General features: G+C 43.1%; 15 protein-coding genes and 1 other RNA gene. 12 read left to right on the top strand and 4 right to left on the bottom strand.

Going from position 1 to position 16,121, the window contains the following annotated elements:
- The first annotated feature begins 45 nt into the window (after window positions 1–45).
- The 3 genes from BN1002_RS23030 (at window position 46) to BN1002_RS11885 (ending at window position 4,332) form a co-directional block, all read left to right on the top strand.
- A complete protein-coding gene (locus BN1002_RS23030) occupies window positions 46–549 on the top strand; it encodes a YppG family protein (protein ID WP_052445638.1) in 504 nt (167 codons plus the stop codon).
- 521 nt (window positions 550–1,070) lie between these two features.
- Entirely contained in the window at window positions 1,071–1,934 is an 864-nt protein-coding gene (locus tag BN1002_RS11890; protein ID WP_048825227.1) for an ABC transporter permease subunit, read from the top strand.
- On the top strand, window positions 1,927–4,332 hold the full coding sequence (locus tag BN1002_RS11885) for an ABC transporter permease subunit (protein ID WP_048825226.1): 2,406 nt from the start codon (window positions 1,927–1,929) through the stop codon (window positions 4,330–4,332). Before BN1002_RS11890 ends, BN1002_RS11885 begins: the two co-directional genes overlap by 8 nt.
- A 42-nt stretch (window positions 4,333–4,374) precedes the next feature.
- Here BN1002_RS11885 and BN1002_RS11880 read toward each other — a convergent pair whose 3' ends face one another.
- Entirely contained in the window at window positions 4,375–4,863 is a 489-nt protein-coding gene (locus BN1002_RS11880; protein ID WP_148362769.1) for an Hsp20/alpha crystallin family protein, read from the bottom strand.
- Window positions 4,864–5,048: 185 nt separating this feature from the next.
- On the opposite strand from BN1002_RS11880, the gene hcp reads away from it, so the two are divergent.
- Window positions 5,049–6,350 carry a hydroxylamine reductase gene (hcp, locus tag BN1002_RS11875; RefSeq protein ID WP_048825224.1) on the top strand — a complete coding sequence of 434 codons (1,302 nt, stop codon included), beginning with the start codon at window positions 5,049–5,051 and terminating at the stop codon, window positions 6,348–6,350.
- A gap of 50 nt (window positions 6,351–6,400) precedes the next feature.
- On the opposite strand, the gene BN1002_RS11870 is transcribed toward hcp, so the two are convergent.
- A complete protein-coding gene (locus BN1002_RS11870) occupies window positions 6,401–7,093 on the bottom strand; it encodes a Crp/Fnr family transcriptional regulator (protein WP_048825223.1) in 693 nt (230 codons plus the stop codon).
- Between the two features lie 188 nt (window positions 7,094–7,281).
- On the opposite strand from BN1002_RS11870, the gene BN1002_RS11865 reads away from it, so the two are divergent.
- The 8 genes from BN1002_RS11865 (at window position 7,282) to BN1002_RS23750 (ending at window position 14,449) form a co-directional block, all read left to right on the top strand.
- Complete coding sequence (locus BN1002_RS11865) at window positions 7,282–9,570, top strand: DEAD/DEAH box helicase (protein WP_048827915.1); 2,289 nt, start codon at window positions 7,282–7,284, stop codon at window positions 9,568–9,570.
- A 2-nt stretch (window positions 9,571–9,572) separates the two neighbouring features.
- On the top strand, window positions 9,573–10,820 hold the full coding sequence (locus BN1002_RS11860; protein WP_048825222.1) for a ribonuclease H-like domain-containing protein: 1,248 nt from the start codon (window positions 9,573–9,575) through the stop codon (window positions 10,818–10,820).
- Window positions 10,821–11,186: 366 nt separating this feature from the next.
- Window positions 11,187–11,399, top strand: a complete 213-nt coding sequence (locus BN1002_RS24510; protein WP_082036217.1) for a CotD family spore coat protein — start codon at window positions 11,187–11,189, stop codon at window positions 11,397–11,399.
- 85 nt (window positions 11,400–11,484) lie between these two features.
- On the top strand, window positions 11,485–12,036 hold the full coding sequence (locus tag BN1002_RS11850) for an SLOG family protein (protein ID WP_048825220.1): 552 nt from the start codon (window positions 11,485–11,487) through the stop codon (window positions 12,034–12,036).
- Between the two features lie 115 nt (window positions 12,037–12,151).
- Window positions 12,152–12,460: a cell division regulator GpsB gene (gpsB, locus tag BN1002_RS11845; protein WP_048825219.1), complete on the top strand. Its 309-nt coding sequence runs from the start codon at window positions 12,152–12,154 to the stop codon at window positions 12,458–12,460.
- Window positions 12,461–12,541: 81 nt separating this feature from the next.
- Window positions 12,542–12,917: RNase P RNA component class B (gene rnpB / locus BN1002_RS23295), an RNA gene on the top strand.
- Window positions 12,918–13,061: 144 nt separating this feature from the next.
- Window positions 13,062–14,198: a THUMP domain-containing class I SAM-dependent RNA methyltransferase gene (locus BN1002_RS11840; RefSeq protein WP_048825218.1), complete on the top strand. Its 1,137-nt coding sequence runs from the start codon at window positions 13,062–13,064 to the stop codon at window positions 14,196–14,198.
- An 83-nt stretch (window positions 14,199–14,281) separates the two neighbouring features.
- Window positions 14,282–14,449 carry a hypothetical protein gene (locus BN1002_RS23750; RefSeq protein WP_156129715.1) on the top strand — a complete coding sequence of 56 codons (168 nt, stop codon included), beginning with the start codon at window positions 14,282–14,284 and terminating at the stop codon, window positions 14,447–14,449.
- 111 nt (window positions 14,450–14,560) lie between these two features.
- Here the strand turns inward: BN1002_RS23750 and BN1002_RS11835 are convergent, their stop codons facing one another.
- Complete coding sequence (locus tag BN1002_RS11835) at window positions 14,561–14,860, bottom strand: metal-sulfur cluster assembly factor (RefSeq protein WP_048825217.1); 300 nt, start codon at window positions 14,858–14,860, stop codon at window positions 14,561–14,563.
- A gap of 12 nt (window positions 14,861–14,872) precedes the next feature.
- On the bottom strand, window positions 14,873–16,114 hold the full coding sequence (locus tag BN1002_RS11830; RefSeq protein WP_048825216.1) for a hypothetical protein: 1,242 nt from the start codon (window positions 16,112–16,114) through the stop codon (window positions 14,873–14,875).
- Between the last annotated feature and the right edge of the window lie 7 nt (window positions 16,115–16,121).

The raw sequence follows: 16,121 nt of genomic DNA, 5'->3' as shown, positions 1-16,121 counted from the left end.
CCGCTACATACAATAAAAAGAGCGAATGTTGAGGAAAGGGAATGGATGAAAATGGTTCCATACGAAAGAAATCACTATTATCCAGGGCAGCCGAATCCGCTAATCGAACAGGGTGTTTTTAATCCTTATCCCTCCCACATGCTGCAGGCGCCCATTCCACCCATGCACCAGCAAGCGTGGGGCGGCCAGCCAATACAGCATCCCGCCCAAACCCAGGGGTCAGTGCCCTGGCAGACGCCCTACTTTGGGACGGGAGAGCAGGAGGGGCATTTTCTATTTAAAAATCCGCTTGAACAACAGGGAAATCCGCAATTTGGCCATCAACAATGGCAATCTCAAGGCATGCCGTATATGCCGATGAACCCCTATCCGAAAAATATACTCCAGCCAAAACAGAAAAGCGGGATGAATTCGGTTCTTAATTCTTTTAAGTCACAGGACGGATCGATTGATATTAACAAAATGGTCAACACAGCAGGGCAGGCGATCAATGCAATGAGCCAGGCCTCCGCACTCCTGAAAGGATTAGGCGGAGTATTTAAAGCGTAATCGATGGAAACAGCGGATGCTGTTTCTTTTTTTTGCTATATAGATTGAACTTAATAATGACACTATTTTATGTGAATAAGCTGGTTGATTGGAGCTCAGGCATGTAGACTCCTCGAAAACGCTATCGCGTTTCCTTCGTGCAAAGCCCATTCGAAGAAGCCGGTTGTGAGCGGCAAGGGGTTACCCCACAGGCGCCGAGGAGGCACCATAAAGAGTGCTCCTGCGCTACAGATTATTCGGGGAAGCGAACCTTCAGCTCGTCGCAAAGCAGCACGAAGCCAATTCATAGATGTGTCTCATGAAGTTGGTTCAAGTAGATGCTTCGCCCCGTGGAAAGCGAAATGCCGAGAGCGGAAATCAACCAATTCCTACCCACTGGGATAGGAATTTTTATTTCAATGTAAACAGGTTCTTTTATTTTTATTTCAAATGTGTTACGTTGAAAAGTGCCAATTATTTAAATTGTTTAATATTTGTAACATAAAAAGCGAATATGCGTCTTATTCTAGGGGGTAGAAATAATGGTTCGTTTTTTTCAGCAGGCGCTTATTATCATAGTACTTATATTATTTTTAGCTGCACTGCCAGCTATTGTCATGGTCAATCCGGAAACCCAAGGGATAAAATGGGAGGTTGGGAATATTCCCACGCTTTTTGGATCTTTTTTCAGCAGCCTGCAGGAAGGCGGTCTGGGTACATATGAATTAGCCGGAAAAACCCGGCTCATTTCCGAAGATATAGGGGACAATTTTCTGACCAGCCTGTATATAATTCTTACCGGGGTAGGAATTGGTGTATTTTTCAGTCTCATTTTTGGGATTTTTATCAGCCGATTCAGGCTGACGAAAGTTTTTAATGCTTTTTTAAATTTACTTGCGTCTATACCGGATTTTATTTTAATCATTATATCTCTGATTCTTGCCATAAAGTTCTATAAGGCAACAGGGATCAGGGTAGTGTCTTTAATTCCCGATTCTGGAGCGTTGAATATTTGGTTTCCGATGATTCTTACTGCCATTGCGCCTACTTTATATCTTTTTAAGATTGTCGCGGTCAAGTATTACCAAGCAAGCGGGGAAGATTTTGTGAGGACGGCTGTGGCAAAAGGGCTCGCACCGAATTATATAAACTTCCAGCATATTTTTAAGAACATTGAACCGTTTATCAATGCCGAATTGACAAAGGTCATTTCCTTGGCGATTGGCAATTTATTTATTATTGAATATTTGATGAACGTTCCGGGAATTACGAAATTCATTTTTCAAAATGGCTCAATGCAGCCGGTAGCTATTGGGCTTTTTTCCATGCTGTTGATTTCTTTCATAACGTATGCCGTAGTAAGGGTGGCAATCTATTTGTTCAAGCGGGGATTCATTTATGAATAAATTGATGAAAATTAATTATGCATTGTACCTCGGGGTTTTTATGGTCGCAATCCTCATTTTTATTGCATTGTTTGGCAGCATCCTTGCCCCGCATAACCTTACCGAACAGCTCGAGGCAAAATATACGGGCGGTACGATTGTCGCCCCGCCTGTAGAACCATTTAAAATGAAGGAATATCCACTGGGAACCAACCGTTGGGGGTATGATTTGCTTACCTATATCCTTCATGGTTTAAAATATACTATTTTTATTTCAATCGCCGTTACTGTTTTGAAAATGGCTTTAGGGACACTGATCGGCCTCTACGCAGGCATGCTGAAAAGGGTACCCGGATGGGTTGAGGCGTTTGAAAAAGCATGGAGCTATGTCCCTCTATTCATTATTTTGTATTTTTTCCTTATGCCAATAAATTTTAATCCAGTTATCAGCACTTTTAAGCTGATTGTTTACTTTATTGTCATCACTGCGGCAATCAGCACCCCAAGCATTGTTTCCTCAATCAGGAAAAAAACAGAGGAAATAAATAAGTCTGTCTTTGTAGAGGCGGCAAGAACATTGGGCGCCAGCAGGAATAGGATCATTTGGCAGCATATTTTCCCACAGATGAAAGAGTCGCTCACGGTTATGTTCATTTTGGAGATTGTTTATGTCATTACAATTATGGGGCAGCTGGCACTAGTCAACATTTTTGTCGGCGGGACAAAGATGACATTTGACCCCTTGCTTTATTTTTCAATGACTAACGAGCTGGCAGGCCTTGTTGGCCAGGCCAGGGGTAATATTTATGGTACATATCATGTCCTGACTGTTCCACTGACTGTACTGCTCATTACTACTTTATCGTTCAGCCTGCTCGCTAATGGGCTTAAAAATCGCTTCCAGTCTAATTACCAGCGGATGCCGTGGATTAAAACAGGATTTGAGCCGGTTTTGCAGCCTAAACGAAAAGAATTCGGCGGAACAAAGAGGTTTTGGCCTCTTCGTGGGGAGAAGCTCGCGCTAATCATATTAATCCTGCTCCTCTTTTTTTCGGGGACATTCGTATATGCAACGAGAAATAATGATGTAGGTGTCAAAAACTATAGCCAGGCAAGCTATGATATTGGCTTAAAGATGGACGAAACAGGAACCTTTTCTGTTGATGCAAATGTAGCTGTCAAAAACTTATCAGAAAAAAACTGGGAAGAACTCGTTTTTTATTTCATACCAAATTCCTTCCGTGAAGGCCATCCGTATGAAACTGTTAAAGGCCACTCGCAAGTGGAGATAAAAAGTATAAAAGTGGACGGGAAGAAGGTTTCTTTCACACTGGAGAATGATACATTAACGTTAAAACTTCCAAAGAAAATGAAAATGGGAAATAAAGTAATGGCCAGCTTCTCTTATATAATGGAACTTCCCGAGGAAGGCAGCAGGCTTTCAAGGGTAGGTGATAACTATTACTTGGCCCAATGGTATCCGATGCTGGCAACTTTCCAGAAAGGGAAATGGAATAAAGAAGAATTCACAAACGGGTTGGAAACATTCCATACAGGTTTTTCTGATTATAAAATTAAGTATGCCCTGCCGGAGGGATATTCGTTTATCTCGACTTCAGATCAAGACCCGGAAAAGCCAAAAAAGGAAGGCCGGGCGGAAGCCGAGAAAGTTAGGGACTTTTTTATTGCGCTTGTTAAAGACATGGACGTCTATCATGAAAAGTCCAAGGGTGTGGACATTAGACTGTTTTCGAAAAATGACCATAACCGGGATCCAAAGGTAGCGCTCGGCTTGGCTAAAAGTGCACTGTCCTTTTATCAGGAGAAAATTGGCGAGTATCCGCATAAGCAGCTGGATCTAATTCTGGATTTGGGGCAGAACATGGAATATCCAGGCGCGGTGACAGTAAATCCATATCATGATTTTGATAGCTTTTTCAAAATTGCGATTGTCCATGAAATCGCCCATCAGTATTTCTATGGGGTCGTCGCGAATGATTCCTTTCATGAGCCATGGATAGACGAAGGATTTACAGAGTTTGCGACAAATATGTACTTTTATATTAAGGAAGATGAACCGCTTGGCTTGGCCCAGGAGTTATCCAATAATAGAATGAAAAGCATAGAGGAGGAAAAGATCAATCGGCAATACTCCAATACGCCTGTGGACAAAGTAAAGCATACCGGGTTCGTCTATGGCCAGCCTGCATTGAACCTATACAGGCTTGTACACGATAACTACCGGGTCAAAGGGGCAGCAGATGAAAAAACAGCGGCGATGAATTATTTAGCCAGTTACTACAATCACTTTAAATACAGGGAAGTAAACACCGCTGGATTCCTTAAATATACAATGGACTATTTCCAAGTACCTCGGGCTTACTTTAACGATTGGCTCGATACGGATGCGGAGGAATGAAAACAAGAAGGTGCGGGGGAAATCCCGCACCTTCTATCTGTATCAAGAATCAATTTTCAGCTGTTTCCCTTTGTCTTTTGGCAGCCTGATTGTTAGTAATCCATCCCTGCAGCTTGCTTTGGCTTTATGTTCAATGATTGGTTTAGGGAAAGAAATGGATCTGGAATCAAGCTTTTTGGTGAGCCTTCTTCGGAAATTCCCAGCCGCTTCGTCTGTTTCAGCCAGCTCTTCCCGGTTTTCAATCGAAATGACAGCTCTGTTACTGAAAATGCCAATTTGAATTTGCTCCTTTTCAACCCCCGGTAGTTCAGCTGTGATGATATACTCATCGACTGTTTCCTTTAAATCAATGTGGAAAGCTGTTCGCGGAAAAGGCTGGTTAAAAAATTCATCAATTGTCTGGAGAAAACCCCTAACGGGAGGATAATGAAAAAAATCATTCACAGAACGGGCGACAATGTCAAAATGTTCAGGCTGTAAAGTTCTGGACTTTTCCTTATTATTGCTTTTCTTCTTTTCTTCCTCAGGCATTTCCATTCCCTCTCTTTTTATTATTTTCTATCACATCTTATGACAAAGCGAATAGAAGAGTGAAAAGCTGCTGAGAGTATGAACGAATTTTGACAATTGAGTATTTGTGAGAAACATCACATTCTTGAGATCGAAATTTATATTATTCTTTGTTTTGTAAGTACGATAGAAAGCGGGGAATAAAAATGTTTTGTTATCAATGCGAGCAAACTCCATCAGGCGGATGTAAAGTCATAGGTGTTTGCGGGAAAGATGAAAATATAGCGAGCCTGCAGGACACCATTTTATTCGCATTGAAAGGGATTGCGGCTTATAGGACTCATGCCAATCAACTTGGCTATACGGACTCGTTTGTAGATAAGGTTACTCATGAAGCGCTTTACATGACCTTGACCAATTCAAATTTCAATGTCCAGGAACATATCGAAATGGCAATGAAAGTCGGCCAGTCAGCCGTACGGGTTATGGAGATGCTTGATGAAGCCCATACGAAGCTGCTTGGAATCCCAGAACCAATCCGGGTTAGCCAAAACAAAATTGAAGGCCGTGCTATCGTTGTGACAGGCCATAACTTATTTGCCCTTGAAGAACTTCTCCGGCAAACGGAAGGAAAAGGGATCAATATTTACACGCATTCTGAAATGCTACCCGCCCACGGATATCCTGCCCTCAAGAAATACTCACACCTAAAAGGAAATATTGGAAAGGCATGGTACGACCAAAGGCGTCTTTTTGAAAGTTTTCCTGGCGCCATACTAGCGACGACAAATTGTGTGATGCCAATTAAGGGAAGCTATGCGGACCGTATGTTCACCTATGAAGTAGCCGGCCTGGAAAATGTCGAAAAGATAATGAATGATGATTTTACACCATTAATCAATCGGGCGCTTGAGTTGCCAGAGGCAAATATTGAATCTGAGGAAACCCTTTTGACCGGCTTCCACCATGAGACAGTACTTGGCTTGGCACCAGAGGTAATTGAAGCGGTCAAGGCTGGCAAAATCAAACGCTTCTTTGTCATCGCAGGCTGTGACGCCCCTGGCAAAGGCGGAGAATATTACCGTGAGCTCGCGACATCTCTTCCTCCCGAAACAGTCATCCTGACAACATCATGCGGAAAATTCCGTTTTAATGATGTTGATTATGGTGTCGTTCCAGGGACAGCTATTCCGCGGTATATTGATTTGGGGCAATGCAATAATTCTGGTTCAACTGTTAAAATAGCGAAGGCACTCGCTGATGCATTTGAATGTGAAATAAATGAACTTCCTGTAAGCATTGTCCTTTCATGGTTTGAACAAAAAGCCGTTGCTATTCTTCTTGGACTCTTTAGCCTTGGCATAAAAGATATCCGGATCGGGCCAAAACCGCCTGAATTCATTTCGGAAGGCGTCCTGGAGGTACTTCAAAATGCCTTTAATCTAAAATTGATTGGAAACGCAAAAGAGGATATGGAAGAAATGCTCCAACTTTCAGAAGTAAAATAAAATATGAACCGCAGGCCAATTCAGCCTGCGGTTTTTCATGTCACGTCTGTTTAAAAGATTTCTTCAAGAAGCTGTTCTGGTGAAAAGAGCATATTCCCTTTATCATCCACTTCAATCAACTGATCTTTTTTCATTTTCGTTAAGGTTCTGCTCACAGTTTCCCGGGTTGTTCCAATCATATTGGCAAGATCTCTATTGGTAAACTCGGCCTTAAGCAAAATTTGCCCGGATACCTGCTCAGATCCATGCGATTTACCAAGCCGAATCAATAGCTTAATAATTTGCTCATATGTATTGTTCAGAATTTGTTCCTCAAGCCTATTTTGCAGATCGACAATCTTTTCACCCAATACACGAAAAAGCTTAATTGACAATTCTGGATTCTCAATTAATACCTTTTCAAAGTTTGCGATTGGTACAGTGACGAGAGTGGCGGGTTCAAGCACCTCGGCGAAGGCGGGATAATCCCCCTTCCTAAAAAAGCCTACATGCGGGAACATATCTCCTTTTTTTTGGATAGAGACAATTTGCTCTTTTCCACTGGAGTCACTCTTATAAATTTTTATTTTTCCTTTATATACAAAATATACATTTTTTAAAGGGTCTCCTTGCATAAATACATGGGAACCTTTATCGAATTCCCTAGTGAGGGAGATGTCAGCAATTTTCTCGATTTCATATTTATCCAATTCCTTAAAAATGGTGAATCGGGACAATAATTCTTGTATGGCCGCAGCTTTCAATTCATTCACCTCAAAAATATAATCACTACTTTCCATTTTAGCAGATTGCAAGGGAAGGAGATATAGCAAGGCAATCTGGTGTTTAAATGGGCCTTTTGTTAGATTATTAACGAAAAAGCTTATAAAAGAAGATTTTCCTTTTGTTACGAACGTTCATTCGCTAAAATAGAGGAAATGGGGTGATGTTTATGAAACTTCGTAAAAATCTTCACGAAATGCTTGAAAAGATAAAATTGGATAATGCTTATAAGGAAAATATCGTACATTGGCATACAATTGAAGAAAAACCGGCCAAAACAGAACCAATGCCTGAAAGCCTTAATGATTACTTGAAAGGCGCGCTCGAAAAAAGGGGCATTAAGAATCTTTATACACACCAAAATTCCGCCTACGAAAAAGCGATGGATGGCAAAAATTTCGTTGCTGTAACACCAACAGCTTCTGGAAAAACCTTGTGCTACAATTTGCCCGTCCTGCAAACAATCGTTAATAATAGTGATGCACGCGCGCTTTATATGTTTCCAACAAAAGCATTGGCACAGGATCAGAAAAGCGAAATCAATGAATTGATTCAGGAGGCCGGCCTTAATATAAATAGCTACACTTACGATGGGGATACGCCTGCGAATATCCGGCAAAGAGTCAGGAAAGCCGGCCATATTGTCATTACGAATCCTGACATGCTGCATAGCGCAATCTTGCCGCACCATACGAAATGGGTTTCCTTATTTGAAAATTTAAAATTCGTCATTATTGATGAACTCCATACTTACCGAGGGGTTTTCGGCAGCCATGTCGCGAATGTCATCAGGAGACTTAAACGAATCTGCCATTATTATGGAAGCGACCCTGTTTTCATATGCACTTCCGCAACAATTGCAAATCCCATGGAACTTGCCGAAACCCTGACAGAAACAAAAATGAGTCTAATTGATAATAATGGCGCACCGACAGGAAGGAAACATTTTGTGTTTTATAATCCTCCGGTTGTAAATAAACCATTGAACTTAAGGAGGAGCGCGACTTTAGAAGTCAGGAGAATTGCCGGCGAGCTGCTAAAGAATAAAATTCAGACGATTGTCTTTGCGAGAAGCAGGGTAAGGGTCGAAATCATACTGACGTATCTTCAGGAGCTTGTTAAAAATCAGCTTGGGGCAAAATCGATTATGGGCTATCGGGGAGGTTATTTGCCGAGCGAAAGGCGGCGTATTGAAAAAGGCCTACGGTCCGGTGAAATATATGGAGTGGTCAGTACTAACGCCCTTGAATTGGGAGTCGATATCGGGCAGCTCCAGGTTTGCATCATGACGGGATATCCTGGCACGATCTCGAGTGCTTGGCAGCAGGCGGGAAGGGCAGGTAGGCGGCACGGCGAGTCACTCGTCATTATGGTCGCGAGTTCCAGCCCGCTTGACCAATATGTCATCCAGCATCCTGATTATTTCTTTAATAAAAGCCCTGAAACTGCCAGGATAAATCCTGACAATCTAATCATCCTGATTGACCATTTAAAATGTGCAGCCTATGAGCTGCCATTTAAGAATGATGAGAAGTTCGGCGCCTTTGAGACAGAGGAACTCCTGGAATACCTGGCAGAAGAACGGGTTCTTTACAGGAATGGCGATAAATGGTACTGGATGAATGATTCGTTTCCGGCCCATAATATCAGCCTTCGTTCAGCATCGCAGGAAAATGTCATCATTATTGACCAGTCCGATGTGGCAAATGTAAAGGTTATTGGAGAAATGGATACTTTTTCAGCAATGACTCTTTTGCACGATGAAGCCATCTACTTGCACCAAGGAATCCAATACCAAGTAGAAAAGCTCGATTGGGATGAAAAAAAAGCGTTCGTTAGGGAAGTGGATGTTGATTATTTCACCGACGCAAATCTTGCCGTCCAGCTCAAGGTGTTGGAAGTTGACAAGCTTTCAAGCCGCGAAGACGCTGAGATTGGTTACGGAGATGTTAGCGTCAGGGCCATGGCGACAATATTTAAAAAGATAAAATTTGAGACGCATGACAATATCGGGTCCGGGCCAATTTACCTCCCGGAAGCCGAATTGCACACAAGTTCTGCCTGGATTTCAATTGATGAACCAGCAGGGAATATGGGACGGGACAGGCTCGAACAGGGTCTGATCGGCGCGGCGCATGCTCTCTCACATATCGCGCCATTATTTGTTATGGCCGACCCTCAGGACATACATGTTGTCCCTCAAGTGAAGGCGGACCACAATGAGAAGCCGACGATATTCTTTTATGACAGTTATCCGGGAGGCATTGGTTTGAGCGACAAGATTTTCGGAGGGATGGAAATAGTCCTTGACCAGGCAGGCTCAATGATTGAACATTGCCAGTGTGAAAATGGATGCCCATCCTGCATCGGGATGGACACTTCAAGTGATACGGCCAAAAAGGATGCAATGCGGATTATTCAGCAATATTTATTGTCGGCCAGGAAGGCGCGGATGTAATTATGTCTTTAAAAGGCAAATTGAACAGGCTTAAACCACATCTTTCGACCGGGAAATCGGAAAAAGGTCCAATGGAAGAGTCAGGGAAGAGGGAGCAGGATATTCCTCTCCTTGAAGAGTGGAGAAAGGAAGGTGTTAACCCGTATTACTTCGATGGCCAATACTGTTTGATCCGGGAGGTAAAGTATCCTCTCTCTTATAAACACGGAAACTACCATTTTTCCGACTTTCTTGAAGCAGCTGCCATTTGGGAGGAAAGCGGAATTGAACACCCGCTTTCTTCGGCTGGCCACTTGCCTGGGGACTTGTTCTTTTTTGATACAGAAACAACAGGGCTTGGGGGAGGGACCGGCAACACAATATTCCTTTTGGGCTATGCCAGCATCCAAAGCGGCTTCCTTGTCCTGAGACAGCATATATTGCCGCATCCCGGCGCCGAAGTTCCTTTGTACCAAAGCTTCCTTGAAAAGATAAATTACCGGACCCTCGTTACGTATAATGGTAAATCATTCGACTGGCCGCAGGTTAAAACGAGACACACACTAGTCAGGGAACATGTGCCGAAGCTGCCGCAATTCGGTCATTTCGATTTATACCATGCCGCCCGCAGACTATGGAAGCATAAGCTTGAAAGGCTAAAACTTGCGATTGTCGAACAGGAAGTGCTCGGCGTTGAACGCACCGATGATATTCCCGGATACCTGGCTCCAATGATTTACTTTGATTTTGTTGAAAGCGGCCGGCTCGAAGGAATGCTTGGCATTTTGAAACATAATGAACTTGACATCCTTTCACTCGTCACGCTCTATACTCACCTCACTTTCCAGATTTGCGGTCGGGATGAAAAGCGCTCCCCGCAGGAAACATATGAAGTCGGGAGATGGTTTACGGCAGTTGGCAATCATGGTGAAGCTGCCAAGGCTTATAAAGGGCTGCTGGACCTTAAGGGTGAGGAAGCTGTCCGATCAATGCTCGCGCTTGCCCATACTTACAAAAAGAAACAGACATGGAGTAAGGCACTCGAGTTATTCTGTTCAGCGGCAGAGGAAGGAAAGGATTCCGCTGGAATAGAAGCATGTACCGAAGCCGCCAAATTACTTGAGCATAAATCAAAAGACTATCCTTTAGCATTGAAATATTGCAACATGGCCATGGAATTGTGTAAAGAGGAGAGGACCGCTAAAGGAGCTATTTTGCAACAAGAACTGTTGCATAGACAGACCCGGCTGTTGAAAAAAACAGAGCGGTAGGTTTTCGTTATTAATGAAAGTTGGAAAAGGCCGGATAGGCCTTTTTTTGCATGTAATATTTGTCACGAATTTGTAATAATTACCTCTAGTTTTTTCCTATTCTCTTGTTGTTTATTAATTGCAGAGAAGGTACAATATGTAATTGGAAGACTTAATTTCGACAATTATCTACATAAATATGGGGCTGGTGCAGATGTATAAAGCGGTTTTATTTTTGTTCTTTTTGGTTGTTTGCCTGACAGCATTTATTTTTACCAATTTAAAAGAAAGCTTTTACGCCTTTTTATTATAAATAGTTAATTTTCCCAGGCACCCGCGCCTTTCTTGCATAGGCTATAAAGAGTTTATGCGGAAGGAGCGGGTGCCGTGTTTGTACCACCACGAGGCAGGGGTGCAGCCCATCCAATTGAGCCTTACTATGTGCATCATGTATACTCTACAGTAATTATCCCTCATATACATCCTGTCCATTCAGTGACAGTGCATCATCAGCGGGTAATTCATCAACACATTTTCCCCCATCAGGAAAGTTTTGCGGGAAATGTCATTCATCACATTGAAGGGCGTAAGTTGCTGTAAAATATGTGAGCGGGTAAGGAAAGCAGCTGTAATATGGGCGGCGGGTCTGCTGCCCTTTTTTGCGCGATGATCTGGAGGGGAAATCATGTTTAAAGTCCTTGCTGTGTCAGGTTATAAACCATTTGAACTGGGCATTTTTCAAAAGGACCACCCATCAGCGCTTTATATAAAGAAAGCGTTAAAAAAAGAAATCGGCGCCATGGCAGAGGCCGGTTTGGAGTGGGTCTTGATAAGCGGCCAGCTCGGGGCAGAGCTATGGGCTGCAGAAGCTGTTTTCGAGCTTCAGGATGAATTCCCTGAATTAAAGCTTGCTGTGATTACACCTTTCCTTGAGCAGGAAGAGAAGTGGAATGAGAAAAACAAGGATTGGTATGAATCAATTTTAGCGGGAGCTGATTTTGTCGATTCGGTCACAAAGAAAAAATACGAAAGCCCTATACAATTCAGACTTAAAAACCAATTTTTCCTGGAGAAAAGTGACGCGCTCCTTCTTCTATACGATCCGGAAAAGGAAGGGAGCCCAAAGTTCATTTATGACCTGGCACAAACGCTCGATGAATACGTTGTTCGTCTGATTACTTTTTATGATCTTCAGCAAATAGTTGAGGAAGAGGAAATGAAAAGATATGATGTGTAGCAAAGATTCTGTCGGAAATTAATAGCATTAAACATTAATTGAAAGAAAAATTGACAAAAGGGTTTATTTTTGAAAAAATATTAGGTAATGATTGGCGAAGCCCGAGGTGAAGGAAATGTTATCGGATAAAATTAATTTAACGGCAAAGGATATTTTGGAACAGGAGTTCAAAACATCCATGCGCGGCTATAACCAGGAAGACGTTGATAAGTTCCTTGATTTGATTATTAAGGACTACGAAGCTTTCCACCAGGAAATTGAAGAATTGCAGCAGGAAAATCTGCGGCTGAAAAAGCAGCTTGAAGACGCGGCGAGAAGGCCTTCGCAGCAGCCTGTCCAGCCAGCAGGCACGACGAATTTCGACATTCTTAAGCGCCTTTCCAACCTGGAGAAGCATGTTTTCGGGAACAAACTTTATGATTGATTTCAGGAATTGCCAGTAATTCCTGTCAGTTCCATTGCAATTTAACAGGCAACTACATATAATAGAGATTGTCCATTAAGTGTGTTCGGGTAATCGCTGCAGCCCTGCTGCAGAGGAAAGTCCATGCTCGCACAGGCTGAGATGCCTGTAGTGTTCGTGCCTGGTGAAAAAATAAGCCAGGGCAGCCGATTCGGCTGACGGCCGGGAAAATGCCTAAGTCCTTTGGATATGGCATGAATACCTGTAAAAGTGCCACAGTGACGGAGCCTTCAAAGAAATGCGAAGGGTGGAACGAGGTAAACCCCACGAGCGAGAAACCCAAATTATGGTAGGGGAGCTTTCTCCACGGAATTCAACGGAGGAGAAGGACAGGCTTAAGCCTGTAGATAGATGATTACCACCGGAGTACGAGACTTTGTCGCTTGCAGTACAAAGGAACAGAACATGGCTTACAGAACACATTGATGGGAAAAAATATATGTATGTATCAGGGCTCTCCGGAAGGGGGGCTTTTTTCGTTTCCTTGCTGTTGTCCATTGGACATTTTGCGCGTATTATGTAATCCTGTTAACAGAAAAGCTTACATAGATTGGGTGAGAAAATGGGTAAATATGAATTAATAGCAACCGCGGCGATGGGCCTTGAGGCAATTGTTGCAAAAGAGATAAAGGATCTCGGTTATGAAGGTGTAACGGAAAACAGCCGCGTTACGTTTACAGGCGATGAAATGGCAATCGCCCGTACAAATTTATGGCTTCGGACTGCCGACCGGGTAAAAATAAAAGTAGGTGAGTTTAAAGCTTTTTCATTTGATGAGCTTTTTGAAAAAACAAAAGCACTGCCATGGGAGCATTTTCTGACTGAAGATAGCGAGTTCCCTGTCAGCGGAAAGTCCGTTAAATCGAAGCTTTACAGTGTTTCCGATTGCCAGGCTATCGTAAAGAAAGCCATTGTCGAGAGACTGAAGAAAGCCTACGGAAGAACAACGCGCTTCGAGGAAAACGGTCCGCTTGTCAAGATAGAAGTCTCTATATTGAAGGATGTCGCCATATTGACAATTGATACGAGCGGAGCCGGACTTCATAAGAGGGGCTACAGGGCCGGACAAGGGGAAGCGCCACTAAAGGAAACGCTTGCTGCGTCCCTCGTTCTTCTGACGAACTGGTCAGCGGAAAAGCCTTTTATTGATCCATTTTGTGGATCGGGTACTATTCCGATTGAGGCGGCCTTAATTGGGCAAAATATTGCCCCCGGCTTTAACAGGGAGTTTGTTTCCGAGCAATGGGGATGGATTCCCGACAGAGTTTGGGAAGAGGCGCGGATGGAGGCGGAAGATGTCGCCAAATATGACCAGCCGCTTGATATACTTGGATCCGATATCGACCACAGGATGATTAAAATTGCTGAGGGGAATGCATTCGAGGCTGGTCTTGGTGAATTGGTCTCCTTCAAGCAAATGCAGGTAAGGGATTTAACTTCTGATAAGCAATACGGCGTGATTATTGCGAATCCACCATATGGCGAACGCCTGGGAGACAGGCCAGCTGTTGAAAGCATGTACAGGGAAATGGGGAAGGCATTCGAAAGCCTTGATACATGGAGTAAATATATCCTCACGGCACATGAAGGCTTTGAAAAATTTTATGGAAAACCGGCGACAAAAAAGCGCAAGCTCTTTAACGGCTTTATAAAAACGGATTATTACCAATATTGGGGGCCAAGGCCGCCAAGGAATTAAACAGAAAAAACTTTTGATGCATATCCGTTTTCCTTCCTGAATAAAATAGAGACATATTACCATTTTCAGGAGGAAGGAATCCAATGTATCAGCCGGTTGATTTCGCTAAAATTGCCAAAGCGATTGAGGCGACAGAGAAAATATTGTGCCAGGAATCGCATTTAAAGGAAAAAGCGCAGCTTATGCTAAGAGAAGCGGAAAGGAACTGGAAGCAGGCTCTTTCCATATCAGGCTGCAGGGTTGGGAATTGATCCATAGCAGCAGGAATAGCAGCAGGAGGATTCATTGCATCCCTTTATTTTGAAAAGCAGAAAAAAAGAGACTCGGTACGGAACTTTCCCGCGCCAGGTCTCTTTTTTGTATTATCCCCTCAATTGCCTATAGGCGTCAGGGGACATTTTTTCAGGGGTCCATGCCGGCTCCCAGACTAGCTCGACAAATGCATTCCTGATATCAGGCATTGATTCGACTTTGTGCTTTACTCCACTGGTGATACTGTCGTGAAGCGGACACCCAGGAGTAGTCAGTGTCATAATAATTTCAGCATCCTGTTCATTTATGACGCTGATTCCATAGATTAATCCGAGGTCGACTACGTTAATATTCAATTCAGGATCATAGACATTTTTTAATTGTTCACGAATCTTTTCAACTAAAGACATTTTCAACACTCCCTATTTTTTTAATACGGAAACAATAGTGAAGCTAGCTGCCAAGAGTGCGGCTGAAACTGCTGTCTGGCCAATATAAAAGAATACAGCCGAATGGATAAGGATGGATACAAAAACAGTTATGGATCCAAATGCAAAAACAATAAACAGAGGCGGCGCAGCTTTATCATTGACCATGTCCTTCAGGGAAGGGACTGCTTTTTTTCCTATTTCTTCACTGTATTTATGGGTCCACCAAAGAAATGGGACAATTTTATATAGATAGCCAAGAATGCTTAATACAATCCAAAGCATGATGTAAAGATATAATAACGGCCCTATTGTTTCAGAAAAATAGCCAGTAAGGAAAACAACCAGTGCCGCCAGATGTATGGCTGCACCAAACATTATTGCAATTAAGGCAAAGATAAAGGGCTTATCGAGCTTTTTCTTGATCCTTTTGCTGATGATGTGCCATATATGCCAGGCAAAGAGCAGAAAACCTGCAGCAAGGAGACCAAGACCGAATGCTACAGCTTCTTCACCTCCGTACCAAAATGAAAAGAGCAGAACCGCAATGCCGGCTGAATAAACACCGTACACTGTTCTTGCCAGCTTCATTCCATAGCCATGCGACAAGGAAAACATCGGGACCATCTTATAAGAAAATCCAAAAATCAAAAGGGTGAACCATCCCGCGGTACCTAATAGCAGATGGCTTTTGAAAAGCGGGCCATATATGTCACCAATCATGCCTGTTTTAATCCCCCATGCCATTGCGATGCCGAGAAAGATGGTAGCAAATAGGCAGAACAGGGCAGTGCTTACGAAGAGGGTCAGGATATTGGGCTTTCCTTGTTTTTTCAAAGTCATTGCCATTTGGCTGAGAAACATTAATATGCCTATCAGAGCAACGATGCCTGGAAGAAATGCGTTCCCCGGGTTGTAGTAAAGCATAGCGGAAAATAGCCCTATCCCAATTGCCGTCACCGCATATTGAATAAAGCCGAATTTCTCATTCCATATTGGGGTGAGGAATGCGACAGGGATCAACTGGTACATAGCGCCCATAGCGGTCATTAGAGCCCATCCAAGGAGCAGGAGATGGGCGGAAGACCAGACAGGCGGAATCCGGAAAATGCCTCCGGAAACGATTGCTCCGTTTATAATCAGGATCAGCTGCGAGAAAAGAAGTGCAATAAGGCCGGTAAGGATAAAAGCAAAAGGCAGTTTTATATTCGTTTCATTACCTTGTTGTGGCAGCATGGCAGAT

It is taken from the genome of Bacillus sp. B-jedd (assembly GCF_000821085.1).
GTDB lineage: Bacteria > Bacillota > Bacilli > Bacillales > Cytobacillaceae > Bacillus_D.
Note: the sequence above shows the minus strand (reverse complement) of the source record. Positions and strands in the feature narration are given on the sequence as shown.